The organism is Rhizobium sp. 05N49 (assembly GCF_056396805.1).
In genome coordinates this window covers 12,896-37,178 of record NZ_JBFTME010000027.1, presented here as the reverse complement: position 1 = coordinate 37,178, position 24,283 = coordinate 12,896, and the positions used below count along the sequence as shown (strand labels likewise).

The following is a 24,283-nucleotide window of genomic DNA, read 5'->3' as shown; positions in this document are numbered from 1 at the left end:
AAAAGCTGGCAAAAGGACGTTTCGGGGAGTATGGCAGACAGATGACAGACTGCGGGGAATGGAGCGCATGAACTTGTTCGAAGGATACGGAAACCGCGAGGCGAAGATCCGTTATCTGGACGGCGATTTCCAGATTCTGTCGCCCGGTTCCTATGTCGTCTGCGCACTGACAGGCAAACAGATCCCGCTCGATGAACTTCGCTACTGGAGCGTGGCGCGGCAGGAACCCTATACCGATGTCGCCACCGCGCTTGAAGCCGACCGACGCGCCGGCATTCTGCCGAACCAGCGCTAGGCTTTCTTTTTCGCTTCCCTGAGCCGCCGCTGGCGGCAGGCTTCAAAGGCGCGATCGATAATGAGCCCGGGCGCAAGTGGATCTGTAAACGCCATCTCCACCTCTACGACGCGGCAGCGGGCCGCGAGCTGCGCTGCCTTGCCGTGATGGCCGGCGAGCCTGACGAAATCTTTAGAGGTGGTGACGATCGTCAGATTCTGCTGGTCTGCTGTCGTCAGTAGACCGTCGATCTCTTCTTCGCTCAAATGCTCGTGGTCGCCGAAGGAAGTCGCGACCTCGATGCTCGCACCAAGCGAACGGACGGTGCGAAAGAATTTTTCCGGATCGGCAATACCCGCAAAGGCAAGCACTTTGAGGCCCTCAAGATAATTCTCTCCGGACACTTTCAGCTGGGCGGTGAAATAGGGTTTGGCAGCGCGCGCTGCGATCCGGACGATGCGGTCGGCCGCATTGCCGTCTCCGACCTTCAGAAGGGCGGTCGCCTCGCGCAGTTGCAGACGGATCGGCGCGCGCACCGGGCCGCCCGGCACTATATGGCCGTTGCCAAGGCCGCGTGTCGCATCGATTACCAGAAGCGCATAGTCGATTGCGAGGCGCGCACTCTGGAAACCGTCATCCATGATTATGAAATCGGCGCCCTCTTCGACCAGCCTTGCCGCACCCTCGACACGCCTGCGGGAGATTACCGTCAGTGCTTCCTGAGCCAGCAGAAGCGGCTCGTCGCCGACAGCGACTGCACGGTGATGAGAGGGATCGACGACGGTGGTGACATCGAGCGAGCCGCCATGGCCGCGACTTAGAAAACCAGGCTTGAGACCCTTTGCTTTGGCAGCACGGGCAATGGCAATTGCCGTCGGCGTCTTGCCAGCTCCGCCGACCGTGAAATTTCCGACGCAAATGACCGGGATCGGCACTGAAGCGCGGCTCGCATGGACCATGCGGTAGCCCGCCACGCGGCCATAAAGGAAAGAAAGGGGCGACAGAGCCCATGCCTGCCAACCTGCCCGCCTCCACCAGAAAGGCGGTGCTTCGGATATCATGATGCCGTCCGTTTCCCTTGCCCTCACCCCCCGTGGCGAGGTCTCACATAATCGACCGGGCGGATTGAGAAGCCAAAACGCGTGAAAATGCAAGTCTTTGGGTGTCAGGCCGGCTGCAGGTCCGGCAGCAGGGCCTCGATATGCGTGATGTCGTCGAAGACATGGTCGGCGGAGGCAGAGAGGGATTCCCGCGACCCTGTGCCAGTCAAAACCGCAATCGTCAGGCCGGTTTTCGCGTTCCTGCCCATATGGAGATCGTGGTTGTTATCGCCGACCATGGCGACCTCTTCCGGCTGAAGGCCCGTTGCCGCGCAGAAGCCGAGCACCATTCCCGGCTCCGGCTTGCTGCCGAAGCCGCTGTCATAACCGGCGATGTAATCGACAAATTCAGAGATGCCGAAACGCTGGGCGGTCTGGCGGATCGAACGTTCATTGTCGCTGGAGGCGATGCCAAGCTTGAAGCCGCGCCCGTGCAGCCGCCCGAAGAAGGCGGCAAGGTCCGTCACCGGCACGGAAAATTCGGCGGCATTGGCAAAGAGATTGTCGAGCCTGATCGTCAGCTCGATTATATCGACCTTCGAGCCGGCAGCAACGAGCCCTTCGGCGATCTGGCGGGTATTGCCGGCGGCAAGCAGGCTGTCTGGAATGATATGGCCGGTGACCGGGTCCATGCCGCATTCGGCAAGAAGGTGGTCGGCAAGAACAGCGTCATCTTCGGCGGCAATCCGGGCAAGCTCACGGTTCACCGGCAACCAGCTTTCGTCGTAGTCGAGCAGCGTGCCGTCCTTGTCGAAGAGGATGCCCCTGATCTTCGTCTGCGCCGACATGGCTGCTCCTCAGGCTTGCGCCACGGCCTTCGGCAGAAGGCGCGCCTTCACCGTCAGCGGATTGATATAGGGCTCCAGCCCCTTCAACGTGGCGCTCAACGCACCGCGCATTTCATGCACGGCGGCGATGCCAGCCTGGATCATCTTGCCGCGCGCCTCGTCATTGGTCAGAAGATAATGCACGCCCTTCGCCAGCATCTCGGTATCGCGCACCATGCGGGCACTGCCGCTACGAGCGAGCTTCTGATAGGCCTCGCGAAAATTCTGGACATTGCCGCCCGACAGGATGGCGCAGCCGAGCATCGCCGGCTCCAGCGGATTCTGGCCGCCTTCGGCAAAGAGCGAGCGGCCGACGAAAGCGACTTCCGTCAGACGAAGATAAAGGCCCATTTCGCCGATCGTGTCGCCCAGGAAGATGTCGACGTCGGGGGTCAGGACATCGTCCCGCGTGCGGCGGGCGACCTTCAGACCCTGCTTGACGAGGGCTGCCTCGATCTCGTCAGCGCGCTCGGGGTGGCGCGGTACGATGATGGTCAGCTGTTTGTCGCGATCGCGCAGCGCACGATGCACGATACCGGCGGCATTTTCTTCACCGTCGAAAGTGGAGATCGCGGCCCATGTCTTGCGATCGCCGATTTGCTTCTTGTAGCGAGCGAAAACAGCGCTGTCATAAGGCGGTGCATCCGTATCGACCTTCAGGTTGCCCGACGTGATGACCGGCACGGCGCCGAGATCGCGGAAACGTTCGGCATCGACATCCGACTGTGCAATGACGAGCGCCAGATTTTCGAAGAGTGCCTCGGCAAGCGAGGGCCGTCGCCGCCAGCGGGTGAAGGAGCGATCCGACATCCTGGCATTGACCAGGATCTGCGGGATGCGGCGATGGCCGAGTTCAAGCACCGTCGCGGGCCAGATCTCGGATTCGGCGATGATGGCGCAATCCGGCTGCCAGTAATCGAGAAAGCGGCCGACGGCGGGCTTCAGGTCGAGCGGCACATATTGATGGATCGCATCATTGCCGAGGCGCTCAGCGGCAAGCCTTGCCGAGGTGATGGTGCCTGTCGTCAGGATGACATGGATGTCACGGCGGCGAATTTCACGGATCAGGGGAATGACGGCGTTGGTTTCGCCGACACTTGCCGCGTGAAACCAGACGAGCGGGCCCTGCGGGCGATTGGCGCTCGCATAGCCGAAACGCTCCAGCCGGCGAGCACGGTCTTCCTTGCCCTTGGCGGTGCGATAGGTGATGTAGAGGCCGACGACCGGCGACGCCACAGTTCCCGCCAGACGGTACGCGTTCAGACCGATCCGCGCCATCCGAGAGCTCATTCAGCAGACCTCCGATCCATGCAGACCGACATCAATTCAATTCCCTAATTATCGTTGCGGCCGCCATGACCGATCAATTTGTTCAGAATGCGTCGAACGAGGGCGAGAACCGATGCACGAAGGCCTCCGCTGTGGACAGCGGAGGACAAGCCGATTGCTGCGCGGGTCACTTGCTCCCGGTCGTATCCTGCGGATCGAGCAAACGATGCATGTGGACGATGAAATAGCGCATATGCGCATTGTCGACCGTCTGCTGCGCCTTCGACTTCCAAGCCGTCAGTGCCGTGGCATAGTCGGGAAAAATACCGACAATATCGAGATCCTTCAGATCACGAAACTGGATGCCATCAAGGTTTTCGAGTTCGCCACCGAAGACGAGGTGCAGGAGCTGCTTTTTACCGCCGGAGTCCGTCATTTTTATTCTCTTTCTGCCTATTCTCCTCCGGCCCCTCATCTGAGGGATTTTGACGGAAACGTCAACCGTCTCTTAGCTGAGTGAACAAGTCCAGATATTCGCGGAGACGCGGGACCGGTGAAGCGCAAAGCGCATCGTGGCTGACTTTCTCTCTATTATAGGTTGTCGGATGCCCCGAAAGGTCGACAAGACCGCCACCGGCACGCTCGAGGATAAGGTCGGCCGCCGCAATATCCCAGTCATGGGCATTGCGCCCGACAAACGTCGTGTCCAACCGGCCATCGGCCACCATGGCGATGCGGTAGGCGAGTGAGGGAATATATTTGACGCGCTCGCTGCGGTCGCGAACCGCCGCCGGCAAAATCCTGAACAGCTCCTCGCTGACGGCAAGCTGGCTGAGATCGGCTTCGCCGCGCGTAGAGACTGAAATCGGTTCACCGTTCTTCAGCGCCACACCACCCTCTACTGCCTCGTAAAGTTCATCGAGCGCCGGCGCATAAAGCACGCCGGCAACGGGGCGGCCGCGATGGACGATGCCGACGCTGACGCACCAGAGATCCTTGCCGGCGAGGAAGGCCCGCGTGCCATCGATCGGATCCACGATGAACAGCGTCTCGTATTCCAGTCGGCCTGCGTCGTCGTCAGTCTCTTCCGACAGCCAGCCATAGGCCGGCCGTGCACTGCGCAGGATGGCTTCGAGCCTTTCATTCGCGGCGAAATCGGCGGCACTGACGGGAGAGCGATCCTCGTTCTTCCACCAGACCTCCGGCGACTTGTTGAAATAACCGAGTGCAACGGCGCCGGCCTGTCTTGCAGCATCGGCGATCAACGCGAGATCGCTCTGCCAGCGGTTTTCAGGGTCGCTCATCGTATCGATCCGTTTGTCAGCGGCCGGCAAGCGTCATGCCTTCAATCGCGAAAGTCGGAGCCGCCACACCGAACTTGCGATCGATGTCGTTGGCAAGCGTCAGCCGCATGAACATGTCCTTGAGGTTCGAAGCGATCGTCACTTCCGATACCGCGAAGGTGAGCTCGCCATTCTCGATCCAGAAGCCTGTCGCGCCGCGGCTGTATTCGCCGGTGATCATGTTGACGCCCTGGCCGATCAGTTCGGTGACGTAGAAACCGTTGCCGACGCTGCGGATCAGCTCTTCCGGCGAGATGTCGCCAGGCTCCAGCGCAAGATTGGTCGAGGCCGGCGTGACCGAGGTGCCGCCGCGGACACCGCGGCCGTTGGTCTCGAAACCGCCGATCTCGTTTGCGGTGGAGGTGGAGAGGAACCAGTGCCTGAGCACGCCGTCTTCGATCATGACCAGCTTCTCGCCGGAGACGCCTTCGCCATCGAAGGGACGCGAGGACGGGCCGCGCACGATCAGCGGATCGTCCGTGATCGAGAGGCCGGATTTCAGCACCTGCTGGCCCATCTTGTCGCGCAGGAAGCTCGTCTTGCGGGCAACCGAGGCGCCGTTGATGGCGCCGGCAATATGGCCGACGAAACCCCGCGCGATGCGCGGATCGAAGATGACAGTGATGTCCTTGCCTGTCGGTACCTGGCGCGGATTGATGCGCTTGATGGTGCGCTCGCCGGCCCGGCGACCGATTTCGGCGGGATCGTCTAGCTCGGCATAGTAGAGGCGGCTGTCGAAATCGTAGTCGCGTTCCATGCCGGTGCCTTCGCCGGCAATGACGCTGACGGAATTGCCGAAGCGCGAGGCCATGTAGCTGCCTTCGAAACCGTGCGACGTGGCAAGCACCAGCCCGCCCATGCCGGCCGAAGCGCCGGCACCCGACGAGTTGGTGACGCCTTTGACCGCAAGGGCAGCGGCTTCGGCGGCAAGGGCCGCCTCGCGCAGCTGGTCGGCGCCGACCTCGGTCGTATCGAGAAGCTGCAGGTCGGGATAGGTCTTTGCGAGCCTGTTCTCATCGGCCAGGCAGGCGAAGGGGTCTTCCGGCGAGACCTTGGCCATGGCAACGGCGCGTTCGGCCAGCGCCGTAAGGTCGAAGCCCGGATTGGCGGAAACGCTTGCCACGCGCTTGCCGACGAAGACTCGAAGCGAAAAATCGTCGCTCTCGGAGGACTCGGTGCCTTCGACCTTGCCGAGGCGAACGCTGACGGATTGGGCGCGCGAGCGGACGACGACAGCGTCGGCGGCGTCAGCGCCTGCCTTTTTCGCCAGATCGATCAGTTGACTTGCGCGGGAAAGAAGTGTCGAGGAATCGATTTCAGAGGACATGATTTGGCCTTTCCTTCCCGTTCCATTTATTGTGCACTCCTGAAAGCATCAAGGCCGTGGATGCCGATTCTTTTCCTGGCTGCCTGCTTGCCCCGCCATTGAAAGAAATGAAGCATGTCCGCACCCAACGCGCTTTTCACGGAAACCATCCTGCTGCTCGGCGGCGCGGTCGTCGCTGCGCCGATCTTCAAGAAGCTCGGGCTCGGCACGGTTCTCGGTTATCTGGCGGCCGGCATCGTCATCGGGCCGATCTTCCACGGCATCACGGATGGCGAGCAGATCCTCGATGTTGCCGAACTCGGCGTCGTCTTCCTGCTCTTCATCATCGGGCTTGAATTGAAGCCCACCCGCCTCTGGCAGATGCGGCGCGATATCTTCGGCCTCGGCACGGCGCAAGTGGTGGTGACGGGTCTGGCACTGACCGCACTCGCCTGGGTCTCCGGCGCTCTCGACTGGCGCGGCAGCATCGTCGCGGGCTTCGGCCTGGCGCTCTCCTCAACCGCCTTCGCCATGCAGATCCTCGAAGGCGATGGAGATGTGAACACTCGCTACGGGCAGCGCTCCTTCTCCATGCTGCTCTTTCAGGATCTGGCGATCGTCCCGCTTCTGGCAGTCGTCACCATTCTCGATGGAAACAAGGGCAGCGGCAATCCACTGGTCGATTTCGCTATCTCGGTGGCCGCCGTCGGCGCGATGATCATCATGGGCCGATACCTGCTGACACCCCTCTTCCAGATCATTGCGCGCACCGGCGCGCGCGAAGCGATGATCGCGGCCGCGCTTTTCGTCGTCATGGGATCGGCGAGCCTGATGCAGCTCGCCGGGCTTTCGATGGCGATGGGCGCTTTCCTCTCCGGCGTCATGCTGGCGGAATCCTCTTATAGGCACGAGCTGGAAGCCGATATCGAACCCTTCCGCGGCGTGCTTCTCGCTATCTTTTTCATTGCCGTCGGACTGTCGCTGCAGCTTCAGGTGCTGCTCGACAACGTGATCTTCATCATCGTTGCCGTGCCTATCATCATGGCCGTGAAAGCGCTCATCATCTATGCGCTCTGCCGCGTGACACGCTCCTCGCACAATGATGCCGTTCGCATCGCCTTCCTGCTGCCGCAAGGCGGTGAATTCGGCTTCGTCCTCTTCACCACGGCCGCCGTCGCGGGGCTGATGTCCAGCAGCACGGCTTCGCTGCTGGTGGCGATCGTCACCCTTTCCATGGCGCTGACGCCGCTCGGCGCCGCGCTTTCCAAGCGGATGCTTTCGGGAGAGGAGCATGAGGAGCTCGACGAGGATTTCGAGGGTGCGGGCGCCGACGTGCTGATGGTCGGTTTCTCGCGTTTCGGCCAGATCGCCGCGCAGATCCTGCTTGCCGGCGGCCGGAGCGTGACCGTCATCGACTTCTCCGCCGACCGCATCCGGCAGGCATCCTCCTTCGGTTTCCGCATTTATTTCGGCGACGGCACCCGCAAGGACGTGCTGCGTTCGGCCGGCATCGACCGGGCCAAGATCGTGCTCGTCTGCACCCAAAAGAAGGAGATCACCGACAAGGTGATCGAGCTGATCCAGGCCGACTACCCGCAGACGACGCTTTTCGTGCGCTCCTATGACCGCATCCACTCGATCGAACTGCGCAACAAAGGCGTCGATTACGAGCTGCGCGAAACGCTGGAATCAGGTCTGCTTTTCGGCCGACGCACTCTGGAAGCGCTCGGTGTGTCCGAAGTCGCGGCCTATGAGATCGGCGAGGACATCCGCAAGCGCGATGAGGCGCGACTGGTGCTGCAAGTATCAGAGGGGTTGCAGGCGGGACGGGATCTGCTGTTTTCGACACCGATCCATCCGGAACCGTTGGTCAAGCCAAAGCGTGCACCCGATTCCTTCAACAACAACGATCCGCTGGCGACGACGGCCGATGTCACGGCGGACGCCTGACGCCGTATTCCGCTACCGCTTCAATCGCGCCTCGATCTCCCGGTCGAGGGCATATTTCAGCTCGTCCTTCACGCCGACCGACATGGCAAGCACGTCGCGCGCCTTCAGGAAATCCATGACGCCGGTGCGGCCGACGATGGGCCGCAGGAAGATATGTGGCCGCATGAGCTTCAGCTTCAGGGAAATCGCCGCCTGCATCATAAGCTGGCCGGACCCGAAAATGCTTTCCATGCGGTTCGGAATGTGAGTGCCGTCGCCTTCGGGCGCGCCGACGACATCGATGCCGATGACGATATCGGCAAGGTCCATCAGACATTCATAAGGCACGGGATTAGCGATGCCGCCATCGATCATGACCCGCCCATGCAGCCGGACCGGCATGAAGACGGCCGGAATGGCCGATGATGCGGCGAGCGCCGGGAAGAGCTCGCCGTGCTCGGCGATGACCTCGGCCTGGCCGTAATAATCCGTGGTGATCACCTTCATCGGGACCAGCAGATCCTCGAATTTCTGCGGAAGCTCCGATGGCAGGAAGGCTTTCAAAATACGTTCGAGGTTGAACTGGCCGATGCGGATGCCCTTGGCGACGGCGTCGCGCACGGTTGTCGGCCTCAGGCCCCAAATGCGGCTGACGACGGCAGCCTTGTTGCCCACGGTTGCCAGCGCATGTTCGCGGATTTCAGCACCCGACATGCCGGCCGCCATGCCGGCACCCATGATGGCGCCGATGGACGACCCTGATATTGCTACCGGGCGGATGCCGAGTTCATCCAGCGTTTCGATGATGTGGATGTGGGAGAGGCCGCGGGCACCGCCCCCACCGAAGGCGACGGCAACCGTCGGCAGATCGCTGATCGCAGGCGATTTCGGACTGATGATTTCCGCCTGCGGCACGATCTGCTCCCAACGTGCCGGCTACTGCGGCTGATACCGGAAGAAATGCACTCTTGTATCGCCGAATATCCGGCTTTCGAGGAAAACATAGGAAGGATGCACCGAAACGGCAACATCGGCGCGTTCCTCCAGAACGGTAATCGCGCCAGGCTTGAGCCAGCCGCCGTCGGCAGCAGCCGCAAGCGCCTTCTCACCCAGCCCCTTGCCATAAGGCGGATCGGCAAACAGCATGTCGAAAGGCTCGAGATTGCCGACGCTGCCGAGATCGGTCGCGTCACGGCGCAACATGCGCGTGCGGCCATGCAGGCCGAGCGCATCGATGTTTTCCCAGAGAAGCGCCCTGCCCTCGACGCTGTTTTCGACGAAGAGCGCATGGCGGCAGCCGCGCGAGACGGCTTCGAGACCGACCGCGCCGGTGCCGGCGAAAAGATCGAGGATCCGGGTGCCATCGATGCATTCCGGATAGGCATGGCTCAGAATGTTGAACAGGCTCTCACGCGTCCGGTCCGCAGTCGGCCGGATATCGCTGGATTTTGGTACGGCTAGCGGCCGTCCGCGAAACTCACCGCCGACGATCCGCACCGCGCGTCATTCCCTTGCCTTTCGCACCACCTCTGGACGGCCCGCCGGAAGGCTTGCCGCCGCCATCGGGCCGATCGCCCTTCGGCTTGCCGGAGAAATTCTTTGCGCCACGCGGCTTATCGCCGAAGGGCTTGTCGCCAGAGGATCTTTCGCCACGGGGACGTTCCGAACGACCTTCGCCGCCGAAGCTGCGGGAGCGTTCGCCGCCCTCTTCACGAGCGCGGAAGGGACGTGCACCTTCTTCACTCTCTGCCCTCGGACGGCGTTCGCCGCGGGGCTTCGCACCGAAAGGCTTGTCGCCACGCGGGCGTTCCGAGCGACCTTCGCCGCCTAAGCTGCGGGCCGGACGCGAGGAGCGATCGCCGCCATCCTCACGCGAGCGGAAAGGACGTGCACCTTCTGCACCCTCTGCCCTCGGACGGCGCTCACCGCGGGGCTTGGCACCGAAGGGCTTGTCTCCACGCGGACGGTCGGAGCGGCTTTCGCCGCCGAAACTGCGGGCCGGACGCGACGAGCGTTCGCCATCCTCACGCGGACGATCACGGAAGGAACGCGGACGCTCCTCCCCATCCGTGCGCGGACGACGCTCACCGCGGGGCTTGTCTCCAAATGGCTTGTCACCGCGCGGACGCTCGGAGCGACCCTCACCGCCAAAGCCTCGGGCCGAGCGCGGACGATCGCCACCCTCACCACGCGGCGGGCGATCGCCGAAAGAGCGCTTGCGGCCGAAACCTTCGTCCTCGTCGCGCTTGCGGGGCTGCTCCTCGCTGGAACGGATCCACTCGCCATCCTCTTCGTGGACGCGATTGATCTGCGGGCGCGGACGATCCGGGCCGCGATCGAAGCGTTGTTCCTTCGCCGGGGAAGCCGTCTCGCCGCGACGACGCGCGGTCTGGGCATTCTTGGCAGCCTTTGCCGCCGCCTTCTCGCCGAGCGGACGCGCGCCGGGCGCCATCCAGACATTGGCGTTGCGACGGGTACCGAGCGCCGGGCGCTTCGGTTTGTCATCGTCGCCACGGCGATCGTCACGACGATCATCCCGCCTGTCGTCACGCTTGGTGTCGAGGCGGCTCAGCGCACGTTCGCGCTTGTCCTCGTCGCGGCGCGGGCGTTCGCGGCGCTCGGGCGCCGGTTCCTCGGCCTCTTCAGCGGCAACGGCGGGCGCATTGTAGAGCGGCGCATCGAAATTCGCCTTGGCGTCTTCAATCAGGCGCGGGCCGAGCTGGTCGCGCAGCGTACGGCCGCGCACCTCGATCACATGCCCTTCGGGCAGATCGCCGAGCTGGAACGGGCCGTAGGAAATGCGGATCAGGCGGTTGACCTCGAGGCCGAGCGCGCCGAGCACGTTCTTGATTTCGCGGTTCTTGCCTTCACGCAGGCCCATGGTGATCCAGACGTTGGATCCTTGGGTGCGATCAAGCGTGGCTTCGATCGAGCCGTAGAGAACGCCATCGACGGCAATACCGTCCTTCAACTTGTCGAGCGCGTCCTGATCGATGTCGCCATGAGCGCGCACGCGGTAGCGGCGCAGCCAGCCGGTGGTCGGCAGTTCCAGGGCGCGGGCGAGGCCGCCGTCGTTGGTCAGCAGCAGCAGACCTTCGGTATTGATGTCGAGACGGCCGATCGACATGACGCGCGGAAGCTCTTCCGGCAGATTGTCGAAGACGGTCGGGCGACCCTCAGGATCGGCATTGGTCGTTACCAAGCCCTGGGGCTTGTGGTAGAGCCAGAGGCGCGTGCGCTCGATGCCGCGGATCGGAATACCATCGACCTCGATCTTGTCTTCGAGCGTGACGTTGACGACGGGTGTGTCGAGGAGCTTGCCGTTCAGGGTGACGCGGCCATCCATGATCATGCGTTCGATGTCACGGCGGGAGGCAACGCCGGCGCGCGCCATTACCTTGGAAATGCGTTCCGCCTTGGCGTCGCTGTCCGCTTCATTGGCTACCACTTTCGCGGAAGCTGCCTTCGATGGCTTGCCGATACCGGCCTTCGGGCCGCCTTTCGGCCGCGCGTCGCGCGCAGGGGGCCGTGCGCCCGGGCGTTTTGGCTTGTCTTTGGGTGTCATTTGCTGTTTGCCTGCCTTTTGCGCCTGTCTATCAGGTCATGCACCTGCGGTTAAGTGGAAATTCTCGCGAACGTGAAGACAAATCGATTTATGGAGATGGCATTAAAGGAAGCGCGCGCTGCGGGAGATCGCGGCGAAGTGCCGATCGGCGCCGTCGTCGTCGTCGATGGCATGGCAGTCGCGAGCTCCGGAAACCGTACGCGCGAACTCAACGATGCGACCGCGCATGCCGAGATCGCTGCTATCCGCATGGCTTCGGACAGGCTCGGCCAGGAACGGCTTGCCGGCGCTGATCTCTATGTGACGCTGGAGCCCTGCACCATGTGCGCGGCGGCTATTTCCTTTGCCCGTATCCGTCGGCTCTATTACGGCGCGGAAGATCCGAAGGGCGGCGCGGTCGACAATGGTGTGCGCTTCTATGCCCAGCCGACCTGTCATCATGCACCGGAAGTCTATTCCGGCTTCAACGAGACGGAATCGGCGGATATGCTGAGGGCATTCTTTTCGGAGAGACGAGACACGCAATAGGGCCGGTCGCAAGCGCCGCTATGCTGACGCTGAGCAGTTGATCGACGCTATTCCGCTAGAGCCTTACTGAAGGATCTGCCACCACTTTGTGCCGCTATTGGCGACGGCTGCATCCTTCTTGCGCTGCTTCGCCTTCTTCTGTTCCGGCGTGCCGAGATCATCGAGCTTTGCCGGATCTTCGACAGCGCGATATTCGGTCGGCGGATCGGAAATGTAGCGGCGCTGGTCGATATAGGCGCCCTTCTGCAGGGCGCGCGCTTCGCGATAGGCTTTGGTCTGGGCTTCCGTCGTCTGGCGCCCGCCTTCGATGGCGGAGCTGGCGAGCGGCGAACGATAGCTCGGATTGTCCGAGTTCTCGTCGGCTTCCTTGACGAGGCGCGTACGGGCTTCTTCCGGGGATTCAACCCACTGCGGATTGTCCTTGTTGGCAACAGTTTCCTGCGGCTGAACGAGGGTTTCCTTCTGGTCCTTCGCAGGCATGACGAGCGTTGGACGTGGCGTATACTTCACGCCGGCATTTTTCGGGCCGGCGCCGGTCAGCGAAACCGACTGGCCGAGGTCGTCGGCAAGCTGCTCCATGGCGGTCTTGTCGGTGCCGTAAGTCGGGCTGCTGGCGCAGCCGGACATTGTGGAGCTTGCCGCCAGAACAACAGACAGGCAGGCGCCCAAACGGAACCAATGCGTCGCTAACATGAAAACCCTTCCCGCATGCCGGAATCAGTACTGCCCACCGGACAATCGTCCCCCTGACGCAAAAATCCGGCCATTTTCAGGCAGCTTTTACCGGATGAACACCATAAATGCAATTCACCCGGCAAATATCTTCAGACCTGGGTGCCGAGTTCGCGCAATGCAGCCGCATCACGCGCCGAAACATCCGGGTAGTCAGGATCGGAACCGACATCGGTGGTGATGCGCCAGGAACGGGCGCATTTCACCCCTTCGGCAAGCTTCGGAACGACAGCGACTTCAGGCACTTCCGGCAAACGGAAGGCATCAGCCGGGCCGGCGTCCGCTTCGATCGTGATACCGGAGGTGATGCAGACTTCGCTGAAATCCTGTCCTTCGAGCGCCTTGCGCAATTCCGCGTCGGCAACGTGGACTACAGGTGCAGCTTCCAGCGACGAGCCGATGCGCTTGTCCTTGCGCTCGATTTCGAGCGCGCCGGTCACGACGCTGCGGATCGCGCGGATCTTCTTCCACTTTTCGGCCAGCGCCTCGTTGCGCCATTCCGTGGCGACCGGGGCAAACTGCTCCAGGTGCACAGAGACGGCTGAAGGATTGCGCGAGAGCCATGCCTCTTCCGTCGTAAAGGGCAGCATCGGCGCAAGCCAGGTCACCATGCAATCGAAGATCGTGCGGATGACATAGAGGGCCGAACGGCGGCGAAGGCTGGAGGGCGCGTCGCAATAGAGCGCATCCTTGCGGACGTCGAAGTAGAAGGCCGAAAGCTCGACATTGGCGAAGTCGATGAGCGCGCGGGCAATCTTCTTGAAGTCGAAGGCGTCGTAGTTTTCGCGCACGAGCTGGTCGAGCTCGGAGAGGCGATGCAGCATCAGCTGCTCCAGCTCCGGCAGATCCTTGAGCGCGATAACCTCGCCCTTGTCGTGGGCCAGCGTGCCGAGCATCCATCTGATAGTATTGCGCAGCTTGCGATAGGCATCGACATTGGTCTGGATGATCGTCTTGCCGACACGCAGATCGTCCGCATAGTCGGAGGTCATGACCCAGAGGCGCAGGATATCGGCGCCGGCATCCTTCATGACTTCCTGAGGTGCGGTGACGTTGCCCTTCGACTTCGACATCTTCTCGCCCTTCTCGTCCATGGTGAAGCCATGGGTGAGGACGGCGTCGTAAGGCGCGCGGCCGCGGGTCGCAGCCGATTCCAGCAGTGACGAGTGGAACCAGCCGCGATGCTGGTCCGAGCCTTCGAGATAGAGATCGGCCGGCCATTTCAGGTCSGGGCGGTCTTCCAGYGTGAAGGTGTGGGTGGACCCCGAGTCGAACCAGACATCGAGAATGTCCATGACCTGCGACCACTTGGCCGGATCATGCTCGTTGCCGAGGAAACGCTCCTTGGCGCCTTCGGCAAACCAGGCATCGGCGCCTTCGGCGTCGAAAGCGTCAAGGATGCGCTGGTTGACCGCATCGTCCTGCAGCACCTGGCCCTGTTCATCGACGAAGACGCAGATCGGCACGCCCCAGGCGCGCTGACGAGAAAGTACCCAATCCGGGCGCTGCTCGATCATGGCGCGCAGGCGGTTCTGGCCGGCAGCCGGCACGAAACGGGTGTCGTCGATCGCCTTCAGCGCACGGGTGCGCAGCGTCGTGCCATCTGCCAGCGTCTTGTCCATATAGACGAACCACTGCGGCGTGTTGCGGAAGATGACCGGCTTCTTGGAGCGCCAGGAATGGGGATACTGATGCTTCAGGCGACCGCGGGCAAAGAGCGCGTTGCGCTCGATCAGCGCCTTGATGACGCGATCGTTGGCGTCACCCTTCTTGCCGTTGTCGTCGATGACGCGGGCGCCTTCGAAGCCGGGCGCGTCGGCGGTGTAGAAGCCGCCATCGTCGACCGGGAACGGGATCTTGGTTTCGATGCCGCGCGCCTCGATCTCGCGGCCATGCGCCATCCAGACATCAAAGTCTTCGCGGCCGTGGCTCGGTGCGGTGTGCACAAAGCCGGTACCGGCATCGTCGGTGACGTGATCGCCATCGAGCAACGGCACCAAAAACTCGTAGCCGCCTTCGAGGCCCTCAAGCGGATGAGCGCAGGTGGCGCCGGCGAGATCTGCAGCAGTGACGTCGGCGAGACGCTTGTACTGCAGCTTTGCCTTGGCGAAGGATTCCTCAGCGAGATTATCGGCAAAGATCAGCTTTTCGCCCGGGCGCGGACCAAAATCGTTCTCGGCAGCCGTGACTTCATAGAGGCCGTAGGCAACGCGCGAGGAATAGGCGATCGCCCGATTGCCGGGGATCGTCCAGGGCGTGGTTGTCCAGATGACGACGAAAGCGTCCTTGAGGACATCGGAGCCCTTCACCACCGGGAACTTCACCCAGATCGTGTCGCTCTCATAGTCATGATACTCGACTTCGGCTTCCGCGAGCGCCGTGCGCTCGACGACCGACCACATGATCGGCTTGGAGCCGCGGTAGAGTTGGCCGCTCTTGGCGATCTTCAGCAGTTCACCGGCGATGCGGCTTTCCGCGTGGAAGTTCATCGTCAGGTACGGGTTTTCGAAATCGCCAACGATGCCGAGGCGCTGGAATTCGCCACCCTGGATGGCGATCCACTTTTCGGCATAGGCGCGGCATTCGCGGCGGAATTCGATCATCGCCGACGGCTCGGTCAGGTCAGGCTTGGCCCTGCCCTTGGCGCGGTAGTTTTCTTCCTCGATCTTCCACTCGATCGGCAGGCCGTGGCAGTCCCAGCCGGGAACGTAGTTGGAGTCGTAACCGCGCATCTGGAAGGAGCGGGTGATGACGTCCTTGAGGATCTTGTTCAGCGCATGGCCGATATGGATGTTGCCGTTGGCATAGGGCGGGCCGTCGTGCAGGACGAATTTTTCGCGGCCGGCGGCCGAGGCACGCAGCTTCTTGTAGAGATCCATCTTCTGCCAGCGCGCAACGAGCTCCGGCTCCTTCTGCGGCAGGCCGGCACGCATCGGGAAATCCGTTTCAGGCAGGTAGAGGGTCTTCGAGTAATCGATCTTTTCGGCTGTTTCGGTCATGTGTGACAATCGCTTCTGGCGGCCCGAAAAGGGCACGCGGACATGAAATCTGTGGTGACGGAAAGCGCTCGCTCAGCTCAAGCGCCAAAAACCCGGACCTTCCGGCAACTTAGCGTGCGCGGAAGACCGGGCCGATAATTCGTATCGAATGCGCCAGCCGGAATTTACTCATCGCGCCGGTTCATAGGCGCTTTTGGGCGGAAAAGGAAGAGGGATTTCAGAGCCGCGACCTTACGAAAAGCTGCACGGGGAATGCTTCGTCCCAACAGAATTCAGGAACGACACTCAGGCTCTCGCAGTTGCCTGTGCCGGTCGGCAAGCGCTGGAAACAGGCGGGAGCTGCGATATTGTTGTTCCCGAGGCAAAAAACCCAACACCCCGTGTCGATTTCCCGATTGCCCGAACGTCTTTGACTTGCGGGCATCAGAAATCCATCATGCCGATCAAACCCGCTCGCAAGGAGTGATGAGGATATGAGCAATTCCTATCGTTGGGTTATCGTCGCGGCCGGCGCACTGATGACGTGCGTTGCGCTCGGCGCCATGTTTTCTCTCGCAATCTTCCAGCAACCGATCGCCGATGCGACGGGTTGGTCGCATGCCGGTATCGCCAGCGCCATGACGCTCAATTTCATCGTCATGGGCATCGGCGGCTTCTTCTGGGGTGCGGCCAGCGACCGGTTCGGGCCACGCCCGGTGGTGCTGATCGGCGCCGTCATCCTTGGGCTGGCGCTGATGCTTGCCAGCCGCGCGGAAACGCTGCTGCAGTTCCAGCTGACCTATGGCGTGCTCGTCGGCCTCTCGGCCAGCGCCTTCTTCGCGCCGATGATCGCCGCGACGACAGAGTGGTTCGACGAGAACCGCGGCCTTGCCGTCTCGCTGGTTTCGGCGGGCATGGGTGTTGCTCCGATGACGATCTCGCCATTCGCGCGCTGGCTGATTACAGCCTATGAATGGCGCCCGGCGATGATGATCATCGGCATCGGCGCGCTGATCCTGATGATCCCGGCGGCACTTCTCGTGCGCCGTCGCCCGTCGCCGCCTCAGGATATGCATGAGGCCATGGTGGCTGCGGATGGCGGTGCTCCCAATCTCTGGAAGATTTTCCGTTCGCCGCAATTCATCGTTCTCGGACTGACCTTCTTTGCCTGCTGCGCGGCCCATTCCGGACCGATCTTCCATATGGTGAGCTACGCGACACTCTGCGGCGTAGCCCCCATGGCTGCCGTCAGCATCTACAGTGTCGAGGGCCTAGCCGGCCTTGGCGGACGCCTGCTCTACGGCACGCTGGCGGACCGGATCGGCGTGAAGCCGGTCATCATAGCAGGACTGCTGGTGCAGGCGGCGGCCCTTGCCACCTATCTTGCCGTCAGCAAGCTCGGGGAATTCTATGCGCTCGCGGTCATCTTCGGCAGCGCCTATGGCGGGGTGATGCCACTTTATGCGTTGCTGGCGCGTGAATATTTCGGCCCGCGCATCATCGGCACCGTCTTCGGAGCGGCAACGATGCTCTCCAGCATCGGCATGGCATTCGGCCCGCTGATCGGCGGCTGGATCTACGATACCTATGCCAACTATTCGTGGCTGTTCATCGGCTCCGCCCTGGTCGGGCTCGGTGCAGCAGCGATTGCGCTCGCGTTCCCGCCACTACCCCGGCAGAAGGCTCAGCCTGCGCTTGGCACTGCCTGAGCGGTTCTTCGTTTTTGCGCAATTCCGGACGCAAAACGCTCAAGCAGTTTTGCTGGAATTGCTCAGCCGAAACAGAGCTTCCGGTCGAGCTCGCCGAGCGGTCTCACACCTGCGAGAAGAGCCCTCGCCTCCTCCTCGTCGCGCTTGATCTGCGCGACGAGCGGATCCAGCCCGTCAAACTTCAATTCGGGGCGCAGATAGCCGAAGAAGGAAACCGAACAGGTCTGGCCATAGAGATCGCCGCTGAAATCAAAAAGGTAGGTTTCGAGCAGCGGCGCACCATTTTCCGTCACCGTCGGGCGGCGGCCGTAGCTTGCCACCGCATCGTAGAGCCTGCCGCTTTCGGGGCGGAAGCGGACGGCATAAATGCCGGCTGCAAGTTCCGCCTCCGGCGGCAACTGCATGTTGGCGGTCGGGAAGCCGAGCTGGCGGCCGAGCTTTTCGCCATCGATCACCTTCGCCTGCACCGTATAGTGATAGCCGAGCATGGCGGCGACCGAGGAGACATCACCTTCCTTCAGTAGTGCGCGGATATGGCTCGATGAGACGACATCGGTGTTCTCATCGCGGAAGGCGTCGATCAGGGTGACGCCAAAGCCATATTTGTTGCCGGCATCCATCAGGAAGGCAGGGCCGCCTTCCCGGCCGCGGCCGAAGTGGAAGTCGAAGCCCGTCACAACTTCCGAAGCGCCGAGCCAGTCCTTCAATATGGAGTGGATGAAATCCTCGGCCGAGCGCTGCGAGAATTCGTAGTCGAAGGGGTATTCAATGACAGCGTTGAAGCCCAGCTCTTCCAGGATACGGGCCTTGAAGGGCGCTGGTGTCAGGCGGAAGACCGGTGCATCCGGCTTGAAGACAGTGCGCGGATGCGGCTCGAAGGTCAGCACCAAAGCGGGAATACCGCGTTGCCGCGCGATATCGAGAGCCCGGTTCAGCACCGACTGATGGCCGCGGTGGACACCATCAAAATTGCCGATGGCAATGACGCCGCCCTTCAAATGTTCGGGCAGCGGCTCGCGGGTTTCGTTACGGTGGAACACGGTCATCGGCTTCAATTCTCTTATGCGAGGCGCGGCATCCACCACTTGGGGGCAGCTTTTTCCCGTTCGAGATAGGCGTGCAGGATCGCTTCGTCGGTCTCGCCGTTCAGCGTATATTCCTTAGCGTGGATACCGCCGCTGATGTAGAGAAGATCGAGGCCATAATTCAAGGCGCCGCGAACATCTGTCGGCATGCCGTCGCCGATCGCCAGCACACGATCGATCGGAAATTCGCCGTGCACGTCGCGGGCGGCGGCAAGGGTCGCCTCATAGATCGGCCGGTGCGGCTTGCCGGCGATGCGGGTGGAACCGCCGAGCTGCTCATAGTAGGCAGCCATCGCGCCGGCGCAGGGAATGATGCGGTGGCCGCGCTCGACGACGAGATCGGGATTGGCGCAGATCATCGGCACGTTGCGGGCTTTGAAGTCAAGCAGCATATCGGTGTAGTCCTCGGGCTTCTGCGTTTCGTCGTCGAAGAAACCGGTGCAGACGACCGACGTGGCCTCACCGGCCGCCGCACGCTCGATATCGAGGCCTTCCAGGATCGGATTGTCGCGCTCGGGACCAAGCAGGAAAACTTCACGCGGTCCTTCGGCAATCAGCGCGCGGGTGACATCACCAGAAGTGACGATGCGGTCATAGGCGTCGTCGGGCACTCCGATCTGGCGCAACTGCTCGACGACCTGCCAGGAGACGCGGGGCGAATTGGTGATGAGAACGACCGTCAGACCCGTGGCGCGAGCGGCCTGCAGCGCCTCGCCCGCTTTCGGAAACGGATCGATGCCGTTATGCACGACACCCCAGACATCACAGAGCACCGCGTCATATTGATCGGTGATCTCGGAGAAGTTCGCAATCCGCTTTGCCATTCCGCTTTCCTGCTTCGCTTTCGGTCCCCGGTGACATTGCAAAGGCAGGCTTCATTGGCAAGGCATTTCCGCAGCGACGTGACAGATACAGCCAATGGCGGCTTTCGGCACGACTTGGGTTTTCGCTGACCCCACTGAACATGTTCATTTGTTGAAGCGTGAGTCTAGCATGCCGGCTTCGGCGCATCGTCGAAACCGGTAAGGCATATTACAGGCACCTCTGATGACATCAGCCGTCCAGCCAGGCGGCAAGGCCCTCGAGCGTCTGCAGCCCGTATTCCACTGCGCCGAAACCGATGACCACCTTACGCCGCTTGGCACTGGGGTGGAGCTGGCGCAGGGTCAGCACGGTCTTGCCGTCGGCCTGCTCATCAAAGGTCACGGTAACGCGGAAACGGTCGGGGTCATCAGGATCGGGCGTGCCGTAATCCATGACGATCCGCTCGTTCGGCACGATCTCCAGAAAGCGCATGAGGTTCGCGAAACGATGCTCCTTGCCCTCGAACATGCCCACCATATCGAAGCGCCAGATCCCGCCCTCGCGGATATCGGCCTCGTGGCTCTCGATGCTGAGGCCGGTCGGGCCGTACCATTTGGCCAGTGCCTTTGGATCCATCCAGGCGGCAAAGACCTTGTCGCGTGGGTGGTTCAGCAGCTTGACCAGCACGATTTCGCGATCGAGCGACCAGGTCTCAAACGGGTTTGCCATGTCCTTCATCATCCTCTTGCGTCTCGTCCAAATAGGCTTCCAGCCGATCCAGCCGCTCGGTCCAGCGCCGGCGCTCCGCTTCCATCCAGTCCGCCGCCTCGTCGAAGCGCGCCTGCACCAGCCTGCACCAGCGGCTGCGCCCGCGCTTCTCGCTGGCGATCAGCCCGCAATCTTCCAGCACCTTGAGATGCTGGGCGAAGGAGGGCAGCGCCATGTCGAAAGGCTCGGCCAGGACGCTGACCGGTACCTCGCCGGCAGCCAGGCGCGAGACGACCGCGCGGCGGGTCGGGTCGCTGAGAGCGTGAAAGGCAAGGTCGAGCGGTGTCGAGTGGTAGGGCATGTGGCCTATTAAAACGTCACAGATTGCCAGTCAAGAACAATAAGGTACTTGCCTTAGTGTTTGACCCTCGATACAAAGGCACATGCCTTAGTGTCTGGCCTACAGATGGAGGCTGTCATGGTGCAACCACTCGCAAGGAGAACAACAGTGGTAGTTCGTGTCGATCTCATGATCTCGCTCGATGGTTTCGCGACAACGACGGACCAGACGCCGGAAGTCCCGTTCGGAGAGGACTGGTCGCGTCTCGTCGGCTCATATGTAGCAACCCGCACGTTCCGCGAGCGCGTATTCAAGGATACCAGCGGGGCTGGGGCGACAGGCATCGACGACGACTACGCGAAGGCGTATTTCGAAAATGTGGGGGCCGAGATCATGGGCGCCGGCATGTTCGGTCTCCACAACTTTCCCGACGATCCGGACTGGCGCGGCTGGTGGGGTGACGAGCCGCCGTTCCGGTGTCCGGTTTTCGTCCTCACCCACAAGCCACGTCCTTCCCTGGAGATGGCTGGCGGGACAATTTTCCATTTCCTCGCCACTACACCTGCCGATGCGCTACAGCGGGCTGTCAGTGTGGCGGGCGGCAAAGACGTGCGGGTTGGCGGCGGTGCTACCGTTGTTCGCGACTTCCTCAAGGCGGGCCTTGTCGATCGCCTTCATGTCGCTATCGCTCCGATCCTGCTCGGGCGCGGCATACGCCTGTGGGACGATCTGCGCGGCCTGGAAGCCGGCTGCACGGTGAAGTCGGAAACCGCGCCGAGTGGCACCATCCACCTCACCTTCCAACGCTAGGCATTTTCTTGCGACTGGGGCGACCATGGCCGCGCACAGCGGTCATGATGTCGGCTTCCGTGCAGACCCTGACAATCTGCCTTGCCTGTCCAACCCGAGGCAAATGTCGACTTCCGCTGTAAAGCGGTCAACCTTGGAAGCAGGCGGGCAACGATATCGCCACGCATTGGCCAGATGATGCGTGGCGAGTTGGCCGGCCCGCCAGCCGCCCCCCATGTTCGCCCGGGCGGGCAAGGCTCGGAAAGGCAGGCTGTGGCAAAGGCTCGGCGCCACGCGGGACAAATCCTGCATGTCTCCACAATTCCGGCACAAAAATCCGTGAAGGCTCTTCTTGACTCCTTCTGGAGCCATCCCTAAATGCACGGCGCTAGCACTCACGGGAGTTGAGTGCTAACATCCACCTTGTGGGCCACCCCGGTCCGCGAATGTCATTTGATCGAGGGATTAGACAATGGCAAGCACCAATTTCCGCCCGCTTCACGATCGCGTCGTTGTCCGTCGCGTTGAATCCGAAGAGAAGACCAAGGGCGGCATCATCATCCCGGATACCGCTAAGGAAAAGCCGCAGGAAGGCGAAATCGTCGCTGTCGGCTCCGGCGCTCGTGACGAGTCCGGCAAGGTCGTAGCACTCGACGTCAAGGCTGGCGATCGCGTTCTGTTCGGCAAGTGGTCGGGCACCGAAGTCAAGATCAACGGCGAAGACCTTCTGATCATGAAGGAAGCCGACATCATGGGCATCATCGGCTAATCAGCCGGTTGTCTTTCATCCGATATCGCTGACACCCCTTTTCAGGAGTTCTCAAAATGGCAGCTAAAGAAGTAAAGTTCGGCCGCGGCGCGCGCGAAAAGTTGCTGCGCGGCGTCGATATCCTCGCTGACGCAGTGAAGGTCACCCTCGGTCCGAAGGGCCGTAACGTCGTTATCGACAAGTCCTTCGGCGCTCCGCGCATCACCAAGGACGGTGTTTCGGTCGCCAAGGAAATCGAACTCGAAGACAAGTTCGAAAACATGGGCGCCCAGATGGTCCGCGAAGTTGCTTCGAAGACCAACGACGTCGCCGGCGACGGCACCACGACTGCAACGGTTCTCGCACAGGCCATCGTTCGCGAAGGCGCTAAGGCAGTTGCTGCCGGCATGAACCCGATGGACCTGAAGCGCGGTATCGACCTCGCTGTTGCTGAAGTCGTCAAGGATCTCCAGGCCAAGGCCAAGAAGATCAACACGTCGGAAGAAGTTGCCCAGGTCGGCACGATCTCCGCAAACGGCGAAAAGCAGATCGGTCTCGACATTGCTGAAGCAATGCAGAAGGTCGGCAACGAAGGCGTTATCACCGTCGAAGAAGCCAAGACCGCTGAAACCGAACTCGAAGTCGTCGAAGGCATGCAGTTCGACCGCGGCTACCTGAGCCCGTACTTCGTCACCAACCCGGAAAAGATGGTTGCTGACCTCGAAGACGCCTTCATCCTCCTGCACGAAAAGAAGCTTTCGAACCTGCAGTCCATGCTCCCGGTTCTCGAAGCTGTCGTTCAGACCGGCAAGCCGCTCCTCATCATCGCTGAAGACGTCGAAGGCGAAGCTCTTGCTACGCTCGTCGTCAACAAGCTGCGCGGCGGCCTGAAGATTGCTGCTGTCAAGGCTCCGGGCTTCGGCGATCGCCGCAAGGCCATGCTGGAAGACATCGCTATCCTCACGGGCGGCACTGTCATCTCCGAAGACCTCGGCATCAAGCTCGAGAGCGTCACGCTCGACATGCTCGGCCGCACCAAGAAGGTCTCGATCTCCAAGGAAAACACCACGATCGTCGACGGCGCCGGCGCCAAGTCCGACATCGAAGGCCGTGTTGCCCAGATCAAGGCCCAGATCGAAGAAACCACCTCCGACTACGACCGCGAAAAGCTGCAGGAACGTCTTGCCAAGCTCGCTGGCGGCGTTGCCGTYATCCGCGTCGGCGGTTCGACGGAAGTSGAAGTGAAGGAAAAGAAGGACCGCRTCGACGACGCTCTCAACGCGACGCGCGCTGCTGTTCAGGAAGGTATCGTACCGGGCGGCGGCGTCGCTCTGCTGCGTTCTTCCACGAAGATCACCGCAAAGGGCGAAAACGACGACCAGGAAGCTGGTATCAACATCGTGCGCCGCGCTCTCCAGGCTCTGGTTCGCCAGATCGCTGAAAACGCAGGTGATGAAGCTTCGATCGTTGTCGGCAAGATCCTCGACAAGAATGAAGACAACTACGGCTACAACGCCCAGACCGGCGAATATGGCGACCTGATCCAGCTCGGCATCGTCGACCCGGTCAAGGTTGTCCGTACGGCTCTGCAGAACGCAGCTTCGGTTGCTTCGCTGCTGATCACCACGGAAGCCATGATCGCCGAGCTGCCGAAGAAGGACGCTCCGGCAATGCCGGGCGGCATGGGCGGCATGGGCGGTATGGACATGATGTGATAGGCCAACGGCCTCTCACAGCATCGTCCGTAAAACCGCCCATCATTTAGATGGTTCAGCGCGTCAAGCGCGCTGAACAAGCGGTATGGACATGATGTGATAGGCGTAAGCCGTCACTGACATCCATTCCGGTCTCCGGAATAGAAAGGGCGGTCTTCGGGCCGCCCTTTTTTTTGCCGATTCGAAAATACCTGCGGCTTAAACCCTTAAGCCGGCTCCTGAGGCCGCTTCTTTGGCCCGAAGCTTTCGCGAGGCTTGCGCGCCGCGCATTTTCTCCTTCAGCGCAATTCGGTTTCCGAGCTGTCTAATTTACAGAAGCTGCATGCTATGGTGTGTGTGAAACCGTTTCCACAACGCATAAATGAGACTTTTGACCACAAAATTAGCGGATAACGCGCAGTCCGGGTGAAAATCCAATCATAACGTCAGCCTAACGCCCCGGAAAAAGCCGTTGCCGTTTGCGCAAAAGTTCCTATAAATCCGCGCTGCAATTGACGTTCGCACCGGAAGAATTCTCGCAACAGACGAGACCGG

22 protein-coding genes are annotated in these 24,283 nt (G+C 61.6%); 7 read left to right on the top strand and 15 right to left on the bottom strand.

The window, feature by feature from the left end; genetic code table 11:
- Positions 1 to 67 precede the first annotated feature (67 nt).
- Entirely contained in the window at positions 68 to 295 is a 228-nt protein-coding gene (locus tag AC1DF8_RS32505) for a DUF2093 domain-containing protein (RefSeq protein WP_478156750.1), read from the top strand.
- Here the strand turns inward: AC1DF8_RS32505 and lpxK are convergent.
- From lpxK to AC1DF8_RS32475, 6 genes are all read right to left on the bottom strand, one after another.
- Positions 292 to 1,335: a tetraacyldisaccharide 4'-kinase gene (gene lpxK / locus AC1DF8_RS32500; protein ID WP_478156748.1), complete on the bottom strand. Its 1,044-nt coding sequence runs from the start codon at positions 1,333 to 1,335 to the stop codon at positions 292 to 294. The genes AC1DF8_RS32505 and lpxK overlap by 4 nt on opposite strands.
- Before the next feature lie 104 nt (positions 1,336 to 1,439).
- A complete protein-coding gene (locus tag AC1DF8_RS32495; protein WP_478156746.1) occupies positions 1,440 to 2,162 on the bottom strand; it encodes an HAD family hydrolase in 723 nt (240 codons plus the stop codon).
- Between the two features lie 9 nt (positions 2,163 to 2,171).
- Positions 2,172 to 3,491, bottom strand: a complete 1,320-nt coding sequence (gene waaA, locus AC1DF8_RS32490; protein ID WP_112541412.1) for a lipid IV(A) 3-deoxy-D-manno-octulosonic acid transferase — start codon at positions 3,489 to 3,491, stop codon at positions 2,172 to 2,174.
- Positions 3,492 to 3,657: 166 nt separating this feature from the next.
- Positions 3,658 to 3,906 (bottom strand): DUF4170 domain-containing protein, encoded by a 249-nt coding sequence (locus AC1DF8_RS32485; protein ID WP_112541413.1) that lies wholly within the window; start codon positions 3,904 to 3,906, stop codon positions 3,658 to 3,660.
- Positions 3,907 to 3,967: 61 nt separating this feature from the next.
- Positions 3,968 to 4,774, bottom strand: a complete 807-nt coding sequence (locus tag AC1DF8_RS32480; RefSeq protein WP_478156743.1) for a 3'(2'),5'-bisphosphate nucleotidase CysQ — start codon at positions 4,772 to 4,774, stop codon at positions 3,968 to 3,970.
- A gap of 16 nt (positions 4,775 to 4,790) precedes the next feature.
- Positions 4,791 to 6,140 (bottom strand): TldD/PmbA family protein, encoded by a 1,350-nt coding sequence (locus tag AC1DF8_RS32475; RefSeq protein WP_478156741.1) that lies wholly within the window; start codon positions 6,138 to 6,140, stop codon positions 4,791 to 4,793.
- Positions 6,141 to 6,254: 114 nt separating this feature from the next.
- Here AC1DF8_RS32475 and AC1DF8_RS32470 point away from each other — a divergent pair, with 114 nt between their 5' ends.
- The gene (locus AC1DF8_RS32470) at positions 6,255 to 8,069 is read left to right on the top strand and encodes a monovalent cation:proton antiporter-2 (CPA2) family protein (RefSeq protein WP_478156739.1); all 1,815 of its coding nucleotides are present in this window, start codon (positions 6,255 to 6,257) and stop codon (positions 8,067 to 8,069) included.
- 12 nt (positions 8,070 to 8,081) lie between these two features.
- On the opposite strand, the gene AC1DF8_RS32465 is transcribed toward AC1DF8_RS32470, so the two are convergent.
- The 3 genes from AC1DF8_RS32465 to AC1DF8_RS32455 are packed head-to-tail and all read right to left on the bottom strand — an operon-like array spanning position 8,082 to position 11,613.
- Positions 8,082 to 8,963, bottom strand: a complete 882-nt coding sequence (locus AC1DF8_RS32465) for a patatin-like phospholipase family protein (protein ID WP_112972492.1) — start codon at positions 8,961 to 8,963, stop codon at positions 8,082 to 8,084.
- 21 nt (positions 8,964 to 8,984) lie between these two features.
- Positions 8,985 to 9,545 (bottom strand): 16S rRNA (guanine(966)-N(2))-methyltransferase RsmD, encoded by a 561-nt coding sequence (rsmD, locus tag AC1DF8_RS32460; RefSeq protein ID WP_112541417.1) that lies wholly within the window; start codon positions 9,543 to 9,545, stop codon positions 8,985 to 8,987.
- Positions 9,526 to 11,613, bottom strand: a complete 2,088-nt coding sequence (locus AC1DF8_RS32455; protein WP_478156736.1) for a pseudouridine synthase — start codon at positions 11,611 to 11,613, stop codon at positions 9,526 to 9,528. Before AC1DF8_RS32455 ends, rsmD begins: the two co-directional genes overlap by 20 nt.
- Positions 11,614 to 11,703: 90 nt before the next feature.
- Here AC1DF8_RS32455 and AC1DF8_RS32450 point away from each other — a divergent pair, with 90 nt between their 5' ends.
- Positions 11,704 to 12,141, top strand: a complete 438-nt coding sequence (locus AC1DF8_RS32450) for a nucleoside deaminase (protein WP_478156734.1) — start codon at positions 11,704 to 11,706, stop codon at positions 12,139 to 12,141.
- Between the two features lie 63 nt (positions 12,142 to 12,204).
- On the opposite strand, the gene AC1DF8_RS32445 is transcribed toward AC1DF8_RS32450, so the two are convergent.
- The gene (locus AC1DF8_RS32445) at positions 12,205 to 12,834 is read right to left on the bottom strand and encodes a hypothetical protein (protein ID WP_112541420.1); all 630 of its coding nucleotides are present in this window, start codon (positions 12,832 to 12,834) and stop codon (positions 12,205 to 12,207) included.
- A gap of 131 nt (positions 12,835 to 12,965) precedes the next feature.
- The gene (gene ileS / locus AC1DF8_RS32440) at positions 12,966 to 15,872 is read right to left on the bottom strand and encodes an isoleucine--tRNA ligase (RefSeq protein WP_478156732.1); all 2,907 of its coding nucleotides are present in this window, start codon (positions 15,870 to 15,872) and stop codon (positions 12,966 to 12,968) included.
- Between the two features lie 473 nt (positions 15,873 to 16,345).
- Between ileS and AC1DF8_RS32435 the strand changes: the two genes are divergently transcribed.
- On the top strand, positions 16,346 to 17,560 hold the full coding sequence (locus AC1DF8_RS32435; RefSeq protein WP_478156730.1) for an MFS transporter: 1,215 nt from the start codon (positions 16,346 to 16,348) through the stop codon (positions 17,558 to 17,560).
- Between the two features lie 62 nt (positions 17,561 to 17,622).
- Here the strand turns inward: AC1DF8_RS32435 and AC1DF8_RS32430 are convergent, their stop codons facing one another.
- From AC1DF8_RS32430 to AC1DF8_RS32415, 4 genes are all read right to left on the bottom strand, one after another.
- On the bottom strand, positions 17,623 to 18,606 hold the full coding sequence (locus AC1DF8_RS32430; RefSeq protein WP_112541963.1) for a bifunctional riboflavin kinase/FAD synthetase: 984 nt from the start codon (positions 18,604 to 18,606) through the stop codon (positions 17,623 to 17,625).
- A 14-nt stretch (positions 18,607 to 18,620) separates the two neighbouring features.
- Positions 18,621 to 19,469: a TIGR01459 family HAD-type hydrolase gene (locus AC1DF8_RS32425; RefSeq protein ID WP_478156727.1), complete on the bottom strand. Its 849-nt coding sequence runs from the start codon at positions 19,467 to 19,469 to the stop codon at positions 18,621 to 18,623.
- Between the two features lie 229 nt (positions 19,470 to 19,698).
- Positions 19,699 to 20,187 (bottom strand): SRPBCC family protein, encoded by a 489-nt coding sequence (locus AC1DF8_RS32420; RefSeq protein WP_478156802.1) that lies wholly within the window; start codon positions 20,185 to 20,187, stop codon positions 19,699 to 19,701.
- Entirely contained in the window at positions 20,162 to 20,518 is a 357-nt protein-coding gene (locus AC1DF8_RS32415) for an ArsR/SmtB family transcription factor (protein WP_112541424.1), read from the bottom strand. Before AC1DF8_RS32415 ends, AC1DF8_RS32420 begins: the two co-directional genes overlap by 26 nt.
- 147 nt (positions 20,519 to 20,665) lie before the next feature.
- Here AC1DF8_RS32415 and AC1DF8_RS32410 point away from each other — a divergent pair, with 147 nt between their 5' ends.
- The 3 genes from AC1DF8_RS32410 (at position 20,666) to groL (ending at position 23,749) form a co-directional block, all read left to right on the top strand.
- A complete protein-coding gene (locus AC1DF8_RS32410) occupies positions 20,666 to 21,307 on the top strand; it encodes a dihydrofolate reductase family protein (RefSeq protein ID WP_478156725.1) in 642 nt (213 codons plus the stop codon).
- 451 nt (positions 21,308 to 21,758) lie between these two features.
- Positions 21,759 to 22,055, top strand: a complete 297-nt coding sequence (gene groES / locus AC1DF8_RS32405) for a co-chaperone GroES (protein ID WP_004675403.1) — start codon at positions 21,759 to 21,761, stop codon at positions 22,053 to 22,055.
- Positions 22,056 to 22,111: 56 nt separating this feature from the next.
- Complete coding sequence (gene groL / locus AC1DF8_RS32400; RefSeq protein WP_478156722.1) at positions 22,112 to 23,749, top strand: chaperonin GroEL; 1,638 nt, start codon at positions 22,112 to 22,114, stop codon at positions 23,747 to 23,749.
- The last annotated feature ends 534 nt before the right edge of the window (positions 23,750 to 24,283 follow it).